Genomic DNA, 18,736 nt, shown 5'->3' on the forward strand with positions numbered 1-18,736 from the left:
TCGTCATCACCACCCGCCCCACGCCCATCCAGGCCAAAGCCTTCAAGCTGCTCGGCGTGAACCCCGTCTGTTCCCAGTAGCGCACCCGCACATTTCAAGAATGTCTCGACGAATCAAGGGCTTGTGTGCAGCACTCTTCAAAGCTCGGCTTAAGGATTCCGAGGCGGCCCGCGCCTATCGAATGCGCTACCCCCAGGCTGCGGCAAGGCGCGCGCCCTTCGTCGGCACCGGCACGCACATGACCGGCGACACCTTCTTCCATGGCCCCGGCATGTCGAACCAGGCCCAATACATCGCGAAGCTCTACGGCGCCGACGACTACGTCATCACCGAAATGGAAGCCGCGGCGGTCACGCTGGTGATCAAACGCACGCACGGCACCGACCGGGTGATGAGCCTGCGCGGCGCCGTCAACTTCGACCAGGGAAATCCCCGCGAGACAACACTCCAGCATCTGGACCCCGCGCCGGGTGAAACGGCGGGCGGTTTCGCCGAGACCGTCGAAAACATTGAACGGGTCGGCAGCCGCGTGGTGGACCACATCGTCGCCAACTGGCCGCAGTGGCAGGAAGGCGTGCCGGCCCGCTAGAAAAGCGAAGCCGTCGTGGCCGGCGGCCCATCGGCACCCCCGCGCGCGCGCTGCGTCGCCGCTGCAGCCCGATCCGTGCCCAGTGCCTGCCCGCTGTCCGCCTTCACCAGCGTCCCCACGCGGACGCCCAGCAGGCGCAGCGGTCGTTCGAGCGGCACGCGCTTGAGGCATTGCCCCGAAGTCTGGCGGATGGTCTTCGCGTCCGCCGTGAAGCGGTCGATGGTCTGGTCCCGCGTCGCGATCTTGAAGTCGTCGTAGCGCAGCTTGATGCCGATCGTCTTGCCGACATAGCCCTTGCGTTGCAGGTCTTCCGCCAGCTTCTCGCACAGGTTCGTGAAGATCGCGCCGAGCTCCGCCCGGTCGCGCACCGCATGCAGATCGCGATCGAAGGTCGTCTCGCGGCTCATCGACACCGGCTCGCTCTCGGTGACGACCGGGCGATCGTCTCGGCCCCAGGCGACCTCATGCATCCAAGCTCCGGTCGCCTTGCCGAAATTCGCGATCAGCCAGTCGCGGTCGCGCGCCGCGAGCTCGCCGATGGTGCGGATCTCGTGGCGCTGCAGTTTCTCGTCCGCCTTGGGTCCGATGCCGTTGACCTTGCGGCAGGCCAGCGGCCAGATCCGCGTCTGCAGATCGCTCTCGTACACCACCGAGATGCCGTTGGGCTTGTCGAACTCGCTCGCCATCTTGGCCAGCAGCTTGTTCGGCGCGATGCCGATCGAGCAGGTCAGCCCGGTCGCCTCGAAGATCGATTTCTGGATCAGCCGCGCCAGCACCCGCCCACCCTCGCGCTGGCCCCCCGGCACTTCGGTGAAATCGATGTACACCTCGTCCACGCCGCGGTCTTCCATCAGCGGTGCGATCTCCCTGATGATCTGTTTGAATGCGCGCGAATACTTGCGGTATTCGTCGAAGTCGACCGGGAGGATGATGGCCTGCGGGCACAGCTTGGCGGCCTTCATCAGCCCCATCGCGGAACCCACGCCGAATTGCCGCGCGGGGTATGTCGCCGTCGTGATCACCCCTCTGCCGGCATAGTCCTTGAGCAGGGGAAAGGCCCCGATCGGGATATCGGCCAGCGTGCCGCCCGCCGGCAAATCGCGCAGCGCCTCGTCGATCCTGCGGCGCCCTCCGCCGATCACCACCGGCAGACCCTTGAGCTGCGGGTAGCGCAGCAGCTCGACCGATGCGAAGAAGGCATCCATGTCGAGGTGAGCGATGCGGCGAATCGGTGGGGCGGGCACGGCACCGATTGTCGCCCGGCGCCCCTATCTCTCGCCACATGTTGCATTCCGCAGGGGGGCGGTGCCATCATGCGTCCATGCAAATCATCGCTTCGATGCTCTGGCGCCGGCTCGATACCCCGGGTCACGATGCGTGTCGCCTGGAGCGCAGCGGCGACAACTGGCAGATCGATGGCGCGGCCGCCTTTCGCAACGAGGACGGCCGCATCGCGCAGCTCCATTACCGCGTGCGCTGCGACAAGTCCTGGCACACGCAGTGGGCCACCGTTCGCGGCTGGCTCGGCGGCGAGAACATCGACCTGTCGATCGTGCACCAGGCGCATGGCGGATGGAAGCTCAACGACGTCCCCGTGATGGAACTCGGGCACTGCGTGGACCTCGATCTCGGCTTCACGCCCGCCACCAACCTCCTGCAGCTGCGCCGCCTGCATCTTCCCCTGGGCGACGCGGCCGAGGCGCCCGTCGCATGGCTCGACGTCGACAACGCCAGCCTGAACGAACTCCAGCAGCGCTACGAGCGGCGCGGCGAGAGCGAATACTGGTACACCACGCGCCGTTTCGACTACGCCGCCATGCTGAACGTCACGCCCGAGGGCTTCGTGCGGCACTACCCCACGCTCTGGGAAGCCCACGCCTGAGCCGGCGCCCCTCGCGAGCGCGCCCTCGAGCCGCGGTCTCAGTGATCGTGGTGCAGGTAGCTGGCCTGCCGCGGCAGCCGCAGGCTCACCACGAAGGCGATCACCATCATGCCCGTCACGTACCAGTAGAAGGCCGACTCGTGGCCCAGTGACTTGAGCCCCAGCGCCACGTATTCGGCCGAGCCGCCAAAGATCGCATTGGCCACCGCGTAGGCGAGGCCGACGCCCAGCGCGCGCACCTCGGGCGGAAACATCTCCGCCTTCACGATCCCGCTGATCGAGGTGTAGAAGCTCACGATCGCCAGCGCCAGGATGATCAGCAGGAAGGCCACCACCGGATTCGTCACACTGTGCAGCGCGGTCAGAATCGGCACCGTCGCCAGCGCGCCGAGCGCGCCGAACAGCAGCATGTTGTTGCGCCGGCCGATGCGGTCCGACAGCGCCCCGAACACCGGCTGCATGCACATGTACACGAACAGCGCGCAGGTCATCACATAGCTGGTCGTCTTGATCGGCATCCCCACCGTGTTCACCAGGTACTTCTGCATGTAGGTGGTGAAGGTATAGAAGATCAGCGAGCCGCCGGCGGTATAGCCCAGCACCGTGAAGAAGGCGACCTTGTGATGGCGAAAGAGCCCCGAGAGGCTGCCGGCCTCCTTGTTGGCGCGCGCCTCGGCGCTCTGCGTCTCGTGCAGCGTGCGCCGCAGCAGCAGCGCCACCACCGCCGTGACGGCGCCGATCGCGAACGGGATGCGCCAGCCCCAGGCCTTCAGCTGCGCCTCGCTCAGCAACTGCTCCAGCACCACGATCACCAGCACCGCCAGCAACTGGCCGCCGATCAGCGTCACATACTGGAAAGACGAGAAGAAACCGCGTTGGCCGCGCAGCGCGACCTCGCTCATGTAGGTGGCCGTGGTGCCATATTCGCCGCCGACCGACAGCCCCTGGAACAGGCGCGCGACCAGCAGCAGGAAGGGCGCCCAGGCCCCGATTGCCGCATACGTCGGCAGGCAGGCGATGGCCAGCGAGCCGGCGCACATCATCGTGACCGAGATCACCATCGATGTCTTGCGCCCGTACTTGTCGGCCACCCGGCCGAACAGCCAGCCGCCGATCGGCCGCATCAGGAAGCCGGCGGCGAACACGCCCGCCGTGTTGAGCAGCTGCGCCGTCGGATCGGACTTGGGGAAGAAGGAAGGCGCGAAATAGAGCGCGCTGAACGCGTAGACGTAGAAGTCGAACCATTCGACCAGGTTGCCCGAGGAGGCCGCCATGATCGCGAAGATGCGGTGGCGCTTTTCTTCGCCGCTATAGGCCCGGATGGGCGGGGCGGCCGGGCCTGAACCGGCGGCGGGCGTGACTGTGCTCATGATGAATGGCGCTCTGGCTGTGGTTTTTGCGTCCCCGATTGTCGTGCATCGAGGCAGCGGCATTGTCAATGGGGTCAGCCCGCCCCCACGCCGCTGGCGCCCTAGAACGTTCCCGGCAGCAGGATGCTCGAATCCACCTCGTCGATCTGCGTGCGCCCGCAGAAGGCCATCGTGACATCGAGTTCCTTGTGGATGATCTCCAGCGCCCGCGTCACGCCCGCCTGCCCATAGGCGCCGAGGCCATACAGGAAGCTGCGGCCGATCAGCGTGCCGCGCGCCCCCAGCGCACGGGCCTTGAGCACGTCCTGGCCGCTGCGGATCCCGCCGTCCATCCAGACCTCGATCTCGGTGCCGACCGCCTCCACGATCGCCGGCAGCGCCGCGATGGAAGAGGGCGCGCCATCCAGCTGGCGCCCGCCGTGGTTCGACACGATCAGCGCGTCGGCGCCGCTCGCCGCCGCCAGTCGGGCGTCCTCCACGTCCATGATCCCTTTCAGGATCAGCTTGCCGCCCCAGAGCTTCTTGATCCACTCCACGTCGGCCCAGCTCAGCGTCGGGTCGAACTGTTCCGCCGTCCATGACGAGAGCGAGGACAGGTCCTTCACGCCCTTGGCATGGCCCGCGATGTTGCCGAAGGTGCGGCGCTTCGTGCCCAGCATGCCCATGCACCAGCGCGGCTTGGTTGCCAGGTCGATCAGGTTCGCGATCGTCGGCTTGGGCGGCGTCGTCAGGCCGTTCTTGATGTCCTTGTGTCGCTGGCCGAGGATCTGGAGGTCCAGCGTCAGCTGCAGCGCCGACACATTGGCGGCCCGGGCGCGCTCGATCAGCCGCTCGATGAAGTCGCGGTCCCGCATCACGTAGAGCTGGAACCAGAAGGGATGGCGGTCGGTGTTCTCGGCGACGTCCTCGAGCGAGCAGATGCTCATCGTCGACAGCGTGAACGGAATGCCGAAGGCCTTGGCCGCGCGCGCGCCCAGGATCTCGCCATCGGCATGCTGCATGCCCGTCAGGCCCGTGGGCGCGATCGCCACCGGCATCGCCACTTCCTGCCCGATCATCGTCGTGCGGGTCGAGCGGCCTTCCATGTTCACCGCCACGCGCTGGCGCAGCTTGATCGACTGGAAGTCGCTCTCGTTCGCGCGGTACGTGCCTTCGGTCCAGGCCCCGGAGTCGGCGTAGTCGTAAAACATGCGCGGCACGCGGCGTTTGGCGACGACGCGCAGGTCTTCGATGTTCGTGATCTTGGAGAGGTCTGGCACAGGCGGAGGCTCCTTGGTTGTTCTTCGCGCGGGAAAGTGCCTATTATCCGCAGGCTTCCACCGATACCTTCCAACTAACAAGAGGTGCGCGCATGATTTGGCAACAGGTCTACAACCCATTCGGCAACATGGTGGTCTCCACCGCGCTCGCCGCCATCCCGGTCGTCGTCATGCTCGTGTGCCTCGGGCTGCTCCATGTCAAGGCGCACTTCGCGGCCGGCCTGGGCCTGCTCAGCGCGCTGCTCATCGCCGTCTTCGCCTTCGGCATGCCGGCCGACATGGCGGGCCGCGCGGCCTTCCTCGGCGGCCTCACCGGCCTGTTGCCCATCGGCTGGATCGTGCTCAACATCATCTACCTGCAGCAGCTCACCGAGCAGAACGGCAGCTTCAAGGTGCTGCAGGATTCGCTCATGCACGTCACCGAGGACCGGCGGCTGCAACTGCTGCTCATCGCCTTCGCCTTCGGCGCCTTCTTCGAAGGCGCGGCCGGCTTCGGCACACCGGTGGCGGTGACCGCCGCGATCCTGATCGGCCTCGGCTTCTCGCCCCTGGCCGCCTCCGGCCTCTCGCTCATCGCCAACACGGCGCCCGTCGCCTTCGGTGCCCTGGGCACCCCCGTCATCACCCTGGCCAAGGTGCACGGCTACGACCTCATGGCGGTGACGGCCATGATCGGCCGCCAGCTGCCCTTCTTCTCGCTGCTCGTTCCCTTCTGGCTCATCTGGGCCTTCGCCGGACGCAAGGGCATGATGGAAATCTGGCCCGCCATCCTCGTCACCGGCGTCGCCTTCGCCGTGCCCCAGTACCTGGTGTCGAACTTCATCGGCCCGGAGCTGGTGGACATCATCGCGGCCATCGTCTCCATGGTCTCGCTCATCCTGTTCCTGCGCGTGTGGCGGCCCAGGCAGATCTGGCGCTCCGTGTCGCTCAAGGGCCACGAGGAAGACAGCGGCACCCCGATCGAGGCCTCGGCCATCAAGGCCGTCGTGCACACCCGCGCGGAGCTGGTGCGCGCCTGGACGCCCTGGGCCATCATGACCGTGTTCGTCTTCCTGTGGGGCCTGCCGCCGGTCAAGAACTGGCTCAACGGCCTCTTCGCGCCCAACTTTCCCATCGACGGCCTGCACAACATGATCGAGAAGGTCGCGCCCGTCGTGCGCCAGCCAACGAAGGAGGGCGCGATCTACGCCTTCACCCTGCTGTCGGCCACCGGCACCGGCATCCTGCTGTCCGCCATCGTCGGCGGCCTCGTCGCGAAATACAGCGTCGGCCAGCTCATCGCCGCCTACGGCCGCACGATCAACCTCGTCAAGTTCTCGCTCATCACCATCGTGCTCATGCTCGCCCTCGGCACCGTCACGCGCTACTCGGGCCTGGACACCACCCTGGGCCTGGCCTTCGCCAACACCGGCGTGCTCTATCCCTTCTTCGGCACCTTGATGGGCTGGCTGGGCGTGGCGCTCACGGGCTCCGATACCGCATCCAACGTGCTCTTCGGCGGCATGCAGAAGGTCGCGGCCGACCAGCTCGGCCTGGCGCCCAACCTCATGGGCGCGGCCAACAGCTCGGGGGGCGTGATGGGCAAGATGATCGATGCGCAGTCCATCGTCGTCGCCTCCACCGCCACGCGCTGGTTCAACCACGAGGGCGACATCCTGCGCTACGTGTTCTTCCACTCCATCGCGCTCGCCTGCCTCGTCGGCATCCTCGTCACGCTGCAGGCTTATGCGTGGCCCTTCACGCTCATGGTCGTGAGGTAGCCCACAGGCAGGAAACAGGAAGGTTCCTGCCGCACCTGACCCGGTGGGTCGGCCGATCGCGCGCCTCCAGCAGATTTCGCCGCCTCGGCGCAGAATGCCGCGTTCAATGAATTCACAGGACATCAGATGCGGTTCTTGGTTGTAGGCGCCGGTGCGCTGGGTGGTTATTTCGGCAGTCGGCTGCTGGAGGCGGGCGAAGACGTGACTTTCCTGCTGCGGCCCCGGCGCGCCGAGCAGTTGGCCAGGACGGGCCTCGTCGTCAAGAGCCGCTTCGGCGACCTGGCCCTGCCGCCCCCGCCCCACGTGCTGGCCGACACCATCGCCGGCCCCTTCGACGTGATCTTCGTCGGCTGCAAGGCCTACGACCTCGCGCAGACCATGGAGTCCTTCGCTCCCGCCGTCGGGCCGGACACCGTCATCGTTCCCTTCCTCAACGGCATGGGGCACCTCGACGCGCTGGAGCGGCGCTTCGGCGGCGAGCGCGTCATGGGCGGCCTGTGCATGATCTCGGCCGTGCTCGACGAGCAGGGCGCGGTGCTTCATCTCAACGACCTGCACGGCCTGACCTTCGGCGAACTCGACGGCGCGCGCTCCGAGCGCGTGCTCGCGCTCGAAGCCGCCTTCTCCAAGGCCAAGTGCGATGCCCGGGCCTCCGACAACATCCTGCAGGACATGTGGCAGAAGTGGATGTTCATCGCCTCGGCCGCCGGCATGACCTGCCTGATGCGCGCCACCATCGGCGACATCGTGAGCAGCGGCGGCGCCGACATCGCCATCCAGGTGCTCGACGAGTGCGCCGCCATCGCATCGCACAACGGCTTCACGCCGAGCGCGGACGCCGTCGAGAGGGGCCGCGCGATCCTCACCGCCGCCGGCTCGCCGATGACGGCCTCGATGTTCAAGGACATGGAGCGCGGCGGCGCCATCGAAGCCGACCACATCATCGGCGACCTGCTCGCGCGCGCCGCCGACCGCAAGCACGCGCCCCTGCTGCGCGTGGTCTACGCGCACCTCAAGGCCTACGAAGCGAGGCGGGCGAGGCAAGCCCGGGAAGCGGCGAGCGCCTCCTAGACAGGAGGTCGGCCGCGCGCCTACTGCGCCGCGATCTTCTGGTCGCGTATCACCTTCGCCCAGCGCGCCGACTCCTGCGCCAGGCTGGTCGCGAGCGCGGCCGCCGGCATGAAGTCCGGCACCGCGCCCTGCAGCCCCGCCGCATGCGCCATGTCCGGCGCGCCCATCACCGCGCGCACCGCCTCGCCCAGCCGCTCCACCACCGCCGCCGGCGTGCCGGCCGGCGCCATGAGAAACAGGCGCGGCGCCACATCCACGCCCGGCACCACGCTGGTCAGCGGCAGCACGTCCTCCGCGCCCGGCAGCTTGTCGCTGCTCATCATCGCCACCGCGCGCAGCTTGCCGGCCCTTGCCTGCGCCATCGCCGCCGTCGCGCTCACCACGCCCAGCGGCACCTGCCCGCTGATCACGTCCGGCACGATCTGCGCCGCGCCGCGATAGGGAATGTGCAGCGCGAAGGTGCCCGTCTGCCCCTTCATCATCTCGAAGCCCAGGTGCTGCACCGTGCCCACGCCCGAGGTCGCGAAGGAGTAGGCCCCCGGCCTGGCCTTCAGCGCCGCCACCAACTCGCGCGGCGTCTTCGCCGGGAAATCGTTGCCCGCGATGATCACCAGCGGCGACCGGAACAGCCCCGCCACCGGCGTGAAGCTCTTGATCGGATCGAAGGGCAGCTTCGCCTGCATGTACTGCGCGATCAGCGTCGAGCTGTCGCCCATCAGCAGCGTGTAGCCGTCGGGCGTGGCCCGGGCCACCGCATCGCCGGCGATCACCCCGGCAGCGCCGGCCCGGTTCTCCACCAGCACCTGCTGCCCCAGCAGCGTCGACAGGCGCGGCGCGATCAGCCTCGCCATGGCGTCGACACCGCCCCCCGCCGAGTAGCCCACCATCAGGCGGATCGGCCGCTCCGGCCAGGTCTGCGCGCCAGCCAGCGGTGCCTGGCTCGCGAGAAGGGCGGCGCCGAGCGCGAGCAGGGCGCGGCGTGTCGGGGTGCGTGCGTTCATCGATGCTGTCCTTCGCCGTTCGTTGCGTTCATGCCTTGCCCACGCCGCGCGAGCCCGGCCGCTTCGCCAGCTCGGCCACGCGCTCGCGGTTCGGCTCGAAGCCCAGCCCCGGCCGCTCCGGCAGCGCCAGCACGCCCTGCGCCGGCACCGGCAGGTCGTCGAACACCAGCTTGCAGCAGTCGACCGCCACCGCGTGGTATTCCACCAGCGAGCCGTTCGCCAGCCCCGCATGCAGGTGCATGTTGTGATGCGGCCAGGCGCCGCCGTTGGCAAAGCGCGTGTTGAAGGCCGCCGCCATGCCGGCGATGCGGTTGCACTGCGTGAAGCCGCCCGTGATGCACGCATTGGGCTGCACCACATCCACCGCCTGCGCCACCAGCATGTCGCGGAAGCGGCTCGCCAGGCCTTCGTTCTGCCCGGCCGCCAGGGGAATCGAGGTCTTGTTGCGCAGCTTCACCAGGTTCGGTATGTCGTTCTGCGCCACCGGCTCCTCGAAGAAGCTGATGCCGCAGTCCTCGATGCGCCGCGCCAGCGACAGCGCATGGAAGTAGTCGAGGCTGCAGTTGGCGTCGATGTAGATCTCCACCTCCGGCCCCACCGCCTCGCGCACCGCGCGGATACGCCGCGCGTCCTCGGCGATCAGCGCGTCCAGCGGCCGCGGCTCGTCGCGCCGCTGCAGCCCGTGGTGCCCGACCGTCATCTTCAGCCGCCTGAAGCCGCGCTCGACCCAGCCCTTCGCCGCCTCGGCGAGTTCCTCGCGGTCGAAGAAGGCGAAGCCGAAGGTCGCATACACCGGCACCTGCGCGCGCGCGCCGCCCAGCAGGCGCCAGCACGGCTGGCCCAGCACCTTGCCCTTCAGGTCCCACAGCGCCAGGTCGATGGCCGCGATCGCGTGGCTCGCGTAGCCCGACTGGCCGCGCGGCGCCAGCAGCCAGAAGAGCTTCTCCCAGACCTGCTCGTGCCGCATCGGGTCCATGCCCACCAGTGCGTGCGCCGCGACCTCGTTGACCACCGAGGCGACCACCTCTTCCTCGGTGATCGCCGTCATTCCCGTGCCGATGCGGCCGTCATCCGTCTCGACATCCACCAGGCACAGCGAGAGCGAGGTGCTTCGGGTGCCACCTCCGGGGATGTCCACCGACACCGGCAGGTGCAGCGGCGTGGCCGTGACGCGAGCGATCTTCATGCTTGTCTCCATGTATGGCGCGCAGTGTAGGAAGCGTGCCGCCAGCCCCACAAGCATCCCGCGCGAAGCCCGCTTTCGCCATCGGCGATATCAAGGGTTTGCCCGCGGCTCCCGGCGCATCAGCGATTCGATCAGCGTGCGCGTCGCCGGCGCCGGCGGCACCTCGCTGCGCAGCGCGATGCGGTGCGTGCGCGCCGCCCAGCCGTCGGCCAGCCGCACCGCGCGCAGCGGCAGGGTCGCCAGCTGCGGCCCGATGGCTTCCAGCGGCAGCACCGCCACCCCCAGGCCGCCGGCCACCATGCGGCACACGGCGTCGAAACTGCGCATCTGCATGCGCAGCTTCAGCGGCCTGCCCGCGAGCGAGGCCGAGGCCGCGAGCCGGCTCGACAAGGCCGTGCCCTCGCTCAGCGCGATGAAGTCCTCCTCCAGCGCGTCCTGGAAATCCATCGGCCCCGCGCCGGCCAGCGCATGGCCCGCGGGCACCACCAGCACCAGCGTGTCGGCGAAGCAGTCGCGCAGCGTGATGCCGTGCGGCGCATGCGCCATGTCGACGATGCCGACATCGGCCCGGCCTTCGAGCAGCAGCAGCGGAATGTCGAGACTGCCGTGCTCCTCCACCTCGATGCGGATCAGCGGGTGCTCGCGCATCATCCGCTCCAGCCGCGCCGGCAGCAGCTCCAGCATGGCCGAGGCGTTGGCCACCACGTGCACATGCCCCTGCAGGCCCTTGGCGTAGTCGTGCAGGTCGAGCGAGAGCCGGTCGGCATCGGCCAGCAGCGCGCGCCCGCGCCGCACCAGCATCTGGCCGGCCGGCGTCAGCCGCACGCCGCGCGACGAGCGCTCGAACACGCGCAGGCCCAGCGCCTCCTCCAGCGCCGTGACCCGCGCGCTCGCCGCCGCCACCGCGAGCTGCAGCCGGTCGCCCGCGGCGCTGATCGAGCCCAGCTCCGACGCCGCGACGATCACGCGCAGCGTCGTGAGATCAGGCAGCGCGTTCAAGTGGCGGCGCGGGTTCGAACAGGCGGCCGTGCCCGGGCGAGGCCGCATCCAGCCCCGCGGCCTTCATCAGGTCCCAGAAGCCCGCCGGCGAACTCGAGGTGACGGGCAGGCCCAGCTTCTGTTCCAGCGGCACATGCAGGTCCAGCGTCAGCAGCCCGCCGCAGGAGATCAGCAGGCCCTGCGCCGAAGGGTCGGCCGCCACGCAGCGCTCGGCCAGCGCCATCAGCGTCGCGCCCGGCACCTTGCCCACCGCGTCCACCCCGGTGATCGAGAGCCCCTCGATGTGCGTGACCGCGATGCCCCGGCTCGCGAGATAGGCCACCAGCCTCTCGTTGAGCGTGTCGATGTAGGCCGTCGCCACCGCCACGCGCCGGATGCCCAGCTGGCGCAGGCTGGCGACGATCGCATGGCTCATCGTCGTGCAGGGCAGGCCGGTCGCTTCCTGCATGCGCTCGCGCAGCGCGTCGGTGAATTCGGCGCCGCGGTAAAAGCTCAGCGAGGTGCCCATCAGCGAGACCGCCTGCGCGCCCGCGTCGCGCAGCTCGACCGCGCGCTGCAGGATGTGCTCCACCACCGTGTCGAAGCCCTCCGGCGAAATGCCCGGCAGCGCCAGGCCGCGGGCGATGAATCGCACCTCGCGGCCCGCATAGAGCGCCTGCCCGTCCACGGGAACCAGCCCCGCCGCGGGTGGCACGATGAGGCCGAGCGTGGTGCCCGCCTTTGTTGTCGTCTTCATGGTCGATGTCTCCGGAAGCTGGGGTCGGCCCCAAGCGCCGCATTGTGCGGCAGGCGCCGGGACCCCTGCGCGTGGCATCTTTACCTGGCCGGCGCGCACGGCCTGTCGGCTGCCGCCATCCCTTGGCCGTTGGTGACGGGCGAAGGCGTCCCACGGCCCGCGCAGAATTCCCCCACGGAGGCACCGCGCCAACATGCACAGATCCCCACCTTCCGCATTCGCCCGGCTCCGGGCCTGGACGCTCGTGTCGCTGCTGGCCCTCGCGGCGCCGGCCTGGGCCCAGCCCGCCTCCGAGGCCGAGGCCCTGCATGCGCTCGATCGCCTGGGCTACGGCCCGGCGCCGGGCGAGCTGGCGCATGTGATGCAGGTGGGCGTCCATCGCTACGTCGACGAGCAACTGCATCCCGAACGCCTGCCCCTGCCGGCCGACCTGCGGCAACAGCTCGGCGCGCTGTCGACCACCACCGCCTCCCAGCGCGAGCTCATCACGCAGTTCCGCGAAGCCGCCCAGACCGCCAGGACCGACAAGGAAGACGGCCAGGCCATGCGCCGCGCGCTCTACCGCCAGGTCGGCATCGAGTCCGGCGAGGCGCGCCTGTGGAACGCCGCCCGCAGCCCGCGCCAGCTGGAAGAGCGCATGGTCGACTTCTGGTTCAACCACTTCAACGTCTTCGCCGGCAAGGGCCTCGACCGCGTGCTGGTCGAGAACTACGAGCGCGAGGCCATCCGCCCCTACGCCCTCGGCCGCTTCCGCGACCTGCTCGGCGCCACCGCCCACCACCCCGCCATGCTCTTCTACCTGGACAACTGGCAGTCCGCCGCGCCGGGCTTCCAGCCGCGCGGCGCCGGCCCGCTGGCCAAGGCCAGCGGCCTCAACGAGAACTACGCCCGCGAGCTGATGGAGCTGCACACCCTGGGCGTCGACGGCGGCTACACCCAGCATGACGTGACCGAACTCGCCCGCATGCTGACCGGCTGGACCCTCAACCCGCGCGCCACCACCGGCGCCTCCGTCTTCCACTTCGACGAGCGCCGGCACGACCATGGCGAGAAGCTCTGGCTCGGCCAGCGCATCGGCGACCAGGGCCAGGCCGAAGGCGAGCACGCGCTCGACGTGCTCGCCGCCCACCCGGCCACCGCGCGCCACATCAGCTATGAGCTGGCCCAGTACTTCGTCAGCGACCAGCCGCCGCCCGCCCTCGTCGAGCGCCTCGCCAGGCGCTACCGCGACACCGGCGGCGACATCCGCGCCATCCTGCAGACGCTCTTCGACAGCCCCGAGTTTCGCGACCCGGCCGTGCGCGCCTCCAAGTTCAAGACGCCCTATGACTACGTGATCTCCGCCGTGCGCGCCGCCGACGTCCCGCTGACCGACGTGCGCCCCCTGCTCGGCGCGCTGCGGCAGCTGGGCATGCCCCTCTACGGCTGCCCGACCCCCGACGGCTACAAGAACACCGAGGAAGCCTGGCTCAACCCCGACGCCATCACCCGCCGCATCGGCTTCGCCACCGCCCTGGCCGCCGGCCGCCTGCCCAACGCACCCACGGCGCCCGTCGACGCCGACGCCCTGCTGGCCACGCTCGGCGGCGACGCCTCCGCCAGGACCCGTGCCGCCGTCGCCCAGGCCAGCCCGCAGCTGCGCGCCGCCCTGGTGCTCGGCAGCCCCGATTTCATGCGCCACTGACCCCAGGGAGCCCGCCATGCTGCGCCGTGATCTGCTCAAGCTCGCCGCCCGTTCGGGCGCCATCCTCCTGCCCGTCGGCCGCTCGGCCGTGGCCGCGCTCGCCGATGCCGGCAACCCGTCGCCGCGCCGCCTGGTCGTCGTCTTCCTGCGCGGCGCCGTCGACGGCCTGAGCGTGGTCGTCCCCCATGCCGATGGCGACTACTACCGCGCGCGCTCCACCATCGCGCTGCCGCGCCCCGGCGCCGACGGCGGCGTGCTCGACCTCGACGGCCACTTCGGCCTGCACCCCGCGCTCGCGCCGCTGATGCCCTTCTGGCAGGCCGGCAAGCTCGGCTTCGTGCAGGCCTCGGGCTCGCCCGACGAGACCCGCTCGCACTTCGACGCGCAGGACTACATGGAGTCCGGCACCCCGGGCCGCAAATCGACCGCCGACGGCTGGCTCAACCGCCTGCTCGGCGCCTTGCCGCCCGACGGCCCGGGCCCCGCCGCCGCCACGCGCGCCATCAGCATGGGCCCCGTGCTGCCGCGCATCTACGCCGGGCGCAACCCGGTCGTCAACGTTCCCCTGGGCGCCGCGGCCGGCAGGCCCACGCTGCTGGACCGCCCGCAGATCGCCGGCGCCTTCGACGCGCTCTACAACGGCGACGACGCCATGTCGCGCGCCTACCGGCAGTCGCAGGCCGCGCACCGCGACGTCATGGCCTCGATGAACAAGGACGACAGGCAGAGCCTGGAGCGCGAGATGCAGGCCGCCAACAACGGCGCGCCGCTGCCCAACGGCTTTCCGGACGACGCCGCCCGCCTGGCCACCCTGATGCGCAACGACAGCCGCGTGCAGCTCGCCTTCATGGCGCTGGGCGGCTGGGACACCCACGTCAACCAGGGCGCGGCCACCGGCCAGCTCGCCAATCGCCTCGCGCCGCTGGGGCAGGGCCTCGCGGCACTGGGAACGCGCCTCGGCCCGGTGCTGGACGACACGGTCATCGTCGTCATGTCCGAGTTCGGCCGCACCTTCCGCCAGAACGGCAACGGCGGCACCGACCATGGCCACGGCAACGTCATGTGGCTGCTCGGCGGCAGGGTCGCCGGCGGCAAGGTGCACGGTCGCTGGCCGGGGCTGGACGAGCGCGCGCTGCACGAAGGGCGCGACCTCGCCGTCACCACCGACTTCCGCCAGGTGCTGGCCGACCTGAGCGAGCGCCACCTGAGGCTGCCGGACGCGCGCCTGGCCGAGGTCTTCCCGCAGTTCGCCGCCGCGAGCTCCGGCCTGCGCCTGATGCGCGCCTGAGCGCGCCCGCGCGCTCTCAGTCGAAGGTCCCCGTGAACGCCACGCGCCCCACCGTGCCCGATCCGCTGACGGCGATGCCCGCCGTCACGCTGTAGCGTCCGTCCTTGAAGGTGTGGCGCAGCGACGCCCCCAGCGCGGCTTCCGTGCGATAGGCCCCCATCCCGACCGCGTAGCTCGTCTTGCCCGGCACATAGGGCGCCGACTCCATCGCGGCCACGCCCGCGATGCCGGCGTAGGCCCGCTTCTGGTTGTCGGCCATCTCCTGGCGCAACTGCGCCGCCGTCATGTCCGTGTAGGCCTTGCCCGGCGTGCCGCCCTGGTCGTACATCTGCTGCGCGAAATCCTTGGCGCCCTGCACCATGCCCTGCACCTGCTGCACGTTCGTGGCATCGCTCGCCTCGCTGCCTGCCGCCACGCCCGTCACCTGCCGCCCGCCCAGCGCCACCTCGCCCGTGGAGGCCTGCGCCCCCGCCATCCCCGGCGCCGCATAGGCCGCCTGCGCGCCGCGCGTCGTTGCCGAGCCCGCGCCCAGCGCCACGCTGTTGGCATGCATCACCACCGCGTTGCTGCCGATCGCGACGGCGTCGTCCGCGTTCGCGCGCGCCGAGGTGCCGATCGACACGCTCTGGCTCGCCGCCACATACTGCCCCGCCTGATTGCCGATCGCGATGTTGCGGTCGCCGTTCACGCCCTGGCCGGCCGCGCTGCCTTGCGCGAGGTTGGCGTTGCCCACCACCCCCTGCCCGGCCGCCAGGCCGAAGGACTGGTTCTCGCTGCCCTGCACGCCACCGCCCGCCGCCTGGCCCATCGCCATGTTGTTGTTGCCCGAGACCTGCGCGCCCGCCAGCATGCCCGAGGCCTGGTTGCCCGAGCCCGTCACGCCGGTGCCCGAGCCCGAACCCGAGGACAGGTTGTTGTTGCCCTTGACGTTCGCGCCCGAGCCGCTGCCGTAGGCCTGGTTGTTGCTGCCCGTCACATTGCTGCCGGCGGCCGTGCCGTAGGCATCGTTGTCCGAGCCCGTCACGTTCTGGCCCGCCGTGTAGCCGTTCGAGTCGTTGCGGTCGCCCTTCACGGTCGAGCCCGCGCTGTAGCCGACCGAGTTGTTGTAGTTGCCCGTGATGTTCACGCCCGAGGAGCGCCCCATCGTCTGGTTCCAGCCGCCGACGATGTTGTCGCCCGAGTGGTAGCCGATCGCCTGGTTGGCATTGCCGCCGCTCACATTGCTGCCGGCCGATTCGCCGATGCCCAGGTTCCAGTTGGTGCTCACCGTCTGCCCGGCGGCGTTGCCGACCGCCGTGTTGGTGCTGCCGGTGACGCCCGTGCCGGCATTGGTGCCGATGGCGACATCGTTGCTGCCCGTCACGCCGGTCCCGGCCCCCGACCCGAGCCCGAGGTCGGTCTTGCCCGCGTTCCAGGTCGAGGGGATGGCCTGCGCCCAGCTGCCGCCGGTGATCGCCGCGAGCGCAAGCGACACGCCGAGCAGGGCTGCGCCGCGCACGGCGCGCTGATGTTTCTTCATGATGTTGTTTCTCTTGGAGATGAAGGAGGCCGGCGGCCGGCCGTGAAGCGCGCCGCCGGCCCGATGCCGGGGTCGGGGTCGGGGAAGCCTCAGGCCGACAGGTGCAGCGCCATCGCCGGATCGCTCACGCTCGGCTTGCCGGTCTCGACGCGGCCCGAGAAGCGGCGCTCGAAGTTGTTCGCGCTCACCGTGAAGTCGTACCAGTGGCCGCTGTCGTCCAGATTCCAGTGCAGCATGCCCGTCGCGCCCGCCGCCACGGCCAGCGGCCACGGGCCATCGGTGCGGTATTCGTTGGCCGTCACCGTCACGCTGCCGTCCGCGGTGCCGGTGTTGTGCACCTTCACATAGACCTGGCCGTTCGCCGGTTCATAGCAGACCTGCACCTCGGGCTTGAAGGCCGCGCTGTCGTGGAACAGCGCATCGCCCTTGAACGTGCGCACATAGCCATTCGTGCCGTACACCCACAGCTCGTACTTGCCGCTGTCGCTCAGGCCGGTATTCCAGTAGTCGGTCAGCGTCTTGCCGGCCTCCACCGTGTAGCGGCGCGGAATGCGGTCCAGGTGCAGCCTGTCGTAGACGTGGAACACCGCCCCCTGCTTGCCGGAGTTGGCGAACACCAGCGACAGCATGCCGCGCGATTCCACCCGCGCGCTGGTGTGCAGCTCGTAGGGCAGGGCGCGCGAGAAGCGCGTCCCGGGTTCCTGGAACAGCGGCTGCGGCGTGGCCGGCGCGGCCGGCGCGGGCAGCGAGGCCTGCGCGGCCAGCACCGCCACGTAGTTGCTCGTGTCCGGCAGGGTGGGAAACTTCGGATCGTTCGGCGACACGAAGTCGAAGCACGACGTCAGATCGCCGCACACCGCGCGATGCCACGGGCTGATCGCATCCACCGTGACCCCGAAGCGCTGCTCCAGGAACATGCCGATCGAGGTGTGGTCGAACACCTGCGAATTGACCCAGCCGCCCTTGCTCCAAGGCGAGATCACGTACATCGGCACGCGCGCGCTCAAGCCCCATGGCCGCAGCGTGCCGCTGATCGTGTCCTTCGAATTGAGATAGGCCCGCGCCGGGTCCGAGAAGTATTCGCCGTCCAGCGGCGGGGTCGCCTTGCCCGCGAGCGAGCCGTCGATGTTGTAGGAGGGCGGCGCGGGCGGCGGCAGGTGGTCGTACAGGCCGTCGTTCTCGTCGTAGGTGAGGAAGAACACGGTCTTGGCCCAGACATCCGGGTTGGCCGTCACCGCGTCCAGCACTTGCGAGGTGTAGTGCGCGCCGATCGCCGGGTCGCTGTTGCCCGAATGCTCCGAGTTCGCCGCCGTGCAGAGGATCCACGACACCGCCGGCAGCGTGTCGTTGATCACGTCGTTGCGCAGATCCGCGATCGAATAGTCCGTCATCCCCTTCACATAGAGCGGCGAGCCCGGCTGCGCCGTGCGGAAGCTCTGGAAGGCCAGGCCGCCGTGCATCGCGCCCGTCCAGTTGTCGTTGGTGTTCTGGTAGATCTTCCAGCTCACGCCGGCCTTCTCCAGAACGTCGGGCAGCGTCAGCCAGGTCAGCGCGTTGTCCGCGTAGGTGTAGCCGGGCGTCGGCATCGTGCCCGTGATCCAGCAGCGGTTGTTGTTGGGCTCCGAAGTCCGGTCGTTGCTGTTGATGCCCTTCTTCGCCAGCGCCGGGTCGAAGCCCGAGCCCGAGAAGAAGACCACGCGGTTGGGGTCCGTGCCGCTGGTGGTGGAGCAGTGGTAGCCGTCGCAGATGGTGAAGGCCTCGGCCAGCGCGAACTGGAAGGGGATGTCCGCGCGGGCCAGGTAGCCCATCGTGTACTGCGTCTTGTAGACCGGCCAGAAGCCCGACTTGCCCTGGTTCCATGCCGCCTGGCTGTCCGAGAAGCTGTGCGGCGTGCTCGGCGACTGAAGCGCCTTCGTCTTGGCCGGGTCCATGTGATAGGGCGTGATCACCTTGTTGGTGGCGTCCTGCTGGTACCACACGTCCTTGCCGCTTTCGAGCGGCGTCGGGAAGCGGTCGCCGAAACCGCGCACGCCCTTCAGGGTGCCGAAGTAGTGGTCGAAACCGCGGTTCTCCAGCATCAGGATGACGATGTGCTTCACGTCCTGGATGGTGCCGGTGTCCACCGCGGCCTGCACCGCCAGCGCCTTGCGGATCGAAGGCGGCAGCATCGTGAGGGCGGACGCCGCGCCCACGGCGGCGGCGGACTTGCGCAGGAAGGCGCGTCGTTGGGGGTTGTTGATGGTCATGGTTGCAGCTCGGGGATGTGGAATGACGAAGAGGCGTGGATCTCAGGGCGCGCAGCTCAGCACCGGCGCGGGCGCCTGCGGCGCCGAGCCGGCGGGCGGCTGGCCGTTGCCGTTGCCCGCCGGCGGCGTCGCCGGCGCGGCGGAGT

General features: G+C 69.6%; 15 protein-coding genes. 6 read left to right on the forward strand and 9 right to left on the reverse strand.

The window, feature by feature from the left end; translation table 11 throughout:
* Positions 1-100: 100 nt before the first annotated feature.
* Positions 101-589, forward strand: a complete 489-nt coding sequence (locus tag AC1DNF_RS33915; protein WP_478153133.1) for a nucleoside phosphorylase-I family protein — start codon at positions 101-103, stop codon at positions 587-589.
* Here the strand turns inward: AC1DNF_RS33915 and dinB are convergent.
* Positions 586-1,794, reverse strand: a complete 1,209-nt coding sequence (gene dinB / locus AC1DNF_RS33920; RefSeq protein ID WP_478153135.1) for a DNA polymerase IV — start codon at positions 1,792-1,794, stop codon at positions 586-588. The two genes, AC1DNF_RS33915 and dinB, sit on opposite strands and share 4 nt — an antisense overlap.
* A gap of 116 nt (positions 1,795-1,910) precedes the next feature.
* On the opposite strand from dinB, the gene AC1DNF_RS33925 reads away from it, so the two are divergent.
* On the forward strand, positions 1,911-2,471 hold the full coding sequence (locus AC1DNF_RS33925) for a putative glycolipid-binding domain-containing protein (protein WP_478153113.1): 561 nt from the start codon (positions 1,911-1,913) through the stop codon (positions 2,469-2,471).
* Between the two features lie 38 nt (positions 2,472-2,509).
* On the opposite strand, the gene AC1DNF_RS33930 is transcribed toward AC1DNF_RS33925, so the two are convergent.
* Positions 2,510-3,841, reverse strand: coding sequence for an MFS family transporter (locus AC1DNF_RS33930; RefSeq protein WP_478153115.1), 1,332 nt, complete (start codon positions 3,839-3,841; stop codon positions 2,510-2,512).
* 101 nt (positions 3,842-3,942) lie between these two features.
* Positions 3,943-5,100 (reverse strand): alpha-hydroxy acid oxidase, encoded by a 1,158-nt coding sequence (locus AC1DNF_RS33935; RefSeq protein WP_478153117.1) that lies wholly within the window; start codon positions 5,098-5,100, stop codon positions 3,943-3,945.
* Positions 5,101-5,192: 92 nt separating this feature from the next.
* Between AC1DNF_RS33935 and AC1DNF_RS33940 the strand changes: the two genes are divergently transcribed.
* On the forward strand, positions 5,193-6,860 hold the full coding sequence (locus tag AC1DNF_RS33940; RefSeq protein ID WP_478153118.1) for an L-lactate permease: 1,668 nt from the start codon (positions 5,193-5,195) through the stop codon (positions 6,858-6,860).
* A 126-nt stretch (positions 6,861-6,986) separates the two neighbouring features.
* Positions 6,987-7,931 (forward strand): 2-dehydropantoate 2-reductase, encoded by a 945-nt coding sequence (panE, locus tag AC1DNF_RS33945; protein ID WP_478153120.1) that lies wholly within the window; start codon positions 6,987-6,989, stop codon positions 7,929-7,931.
* Between the two features lie 20 nt (positions 7,932-7,951).
* Here panE and AC1DNF_RS33950 read toward each other — a convergent pair whose 3' ends face one another.
* From AC1DNF_RS33950 to AC1DNF_RS33965, 4 genes are all read right to left on the reverse strand, one after another.
* Positions 7,952-8,932, reverse strand: coding sequence for a Bug family tripartite tricarboxylate transporter substrate binding protein (locus AC1DNF_RS33950; RefSeq protein ID WP_478153122.1), 981 nt, complete (start codon positions 8,930-8,932; stop codon positions 7,952-7,954).
* A 28-nt stretch (positions 8,933-8,960) separates the two neighbouring features.
* Positions 8,961-10,118: a mandelate racemase/muconate lactonizing enzyme family protein gene (locus AC1DNF_RS33955; protein ID WP_478153123.1), complete on the reverse strand. Its 1,158-nt coding sequence runs from the start codon at positions 10,116-10,118 to the stop codon at positions 8,961-8,963.
* A 90-nt stretch (positions 10,119-10,208) separates the two neighbouring features.
* A complete protein-coding gene (locus AC1DNF_RS33960) occupies positions 10,209-11,117 on the reverse strand; it encodes a LysR substrate-binding domain-containing protein (RefSeq protein ID WP_478153125.1) in 909 nt (302 codons plus the stop codon).
* The gene (locus AC1DNF_RS33965) at positions 11,101-11,853 is read right to left on the reverse strand and encodes an arylmalonate decarboxylase (RefSeq protein ID WP_478153126.1); all 753 of its coding nucleotides are present in this window, start codon (positions 11,851-11,853) and stop codon (positions 11,101-11,103) included. Before AC1DNF_RS33965 ends, AC1DNF_RS33960 begins: the two co-directional genes overlap by 17 nt.
* A 193-nt stretch (positions 11,854-12,046) precedes the next feature.
* On the opposite strand from AC1DNF_RS33965, the gene AC1DNF_RS33970 reads away from it, so the two are divergent.
* The gene (locus tag AC1DNF_RS33970; RefSeq protein ID WP_478153128.1) at positions 12,047-13,537 is read left to right on the forward strand and encodes a DUF1800 domain-containing protein; all 1,491 of its coding nucleotides are present in this window, start codon (positions 12,047-12,049) and stop codon (positions 13,535-13,537) included.
* 16 nt (positions 13,538-13,553) lie between these two features.
* Positions 13,554-14,825 (forward strand): DUF1501 domain-containing protein, encoded by a 1,272-nt coding sequence (locus AC1DNF_RS33975; protein WP_478153129.1) that lies wholly within the window; start codon positions 13,554-13,556, stop codon positions 14,823-14,825.
* 16 nt (positions 14,826-14,841) lie between these two features.
* Here the strand turns inward: AC1DNF_RS33975 and AC1DNF_RS33980 are convergent, their stop codons facing one another.
* Positions 14,842-16,344, reverse strand: a complete 1,503-nt coding sequence (locus tag AC1DNF_RS33980) for a YadA family autotransporter adhesin (RefSeq protein WP_478153131.1) — start codon at positions 16,342-16,344, stop codon at positions 14,842-14,844.
* 89 nt (positions 16,345-16,433) lie between these two features.
* Complete coding sequence (locus AC1DNF_RS33985) at positions 16,434-18,590, reverse strand: phosphocholine-specific phospholipase C (protein ID WP_478153132.1); 2,157 nt, start codon at positions 18,588-18,590, stop codon at positions 16,434-16,436.
* Positions 18,591-18,736 lie beyond the last annotated feature (146 nt).

This window comes from Variovorax sp. 01T432, from assembly GCF_056398605.1.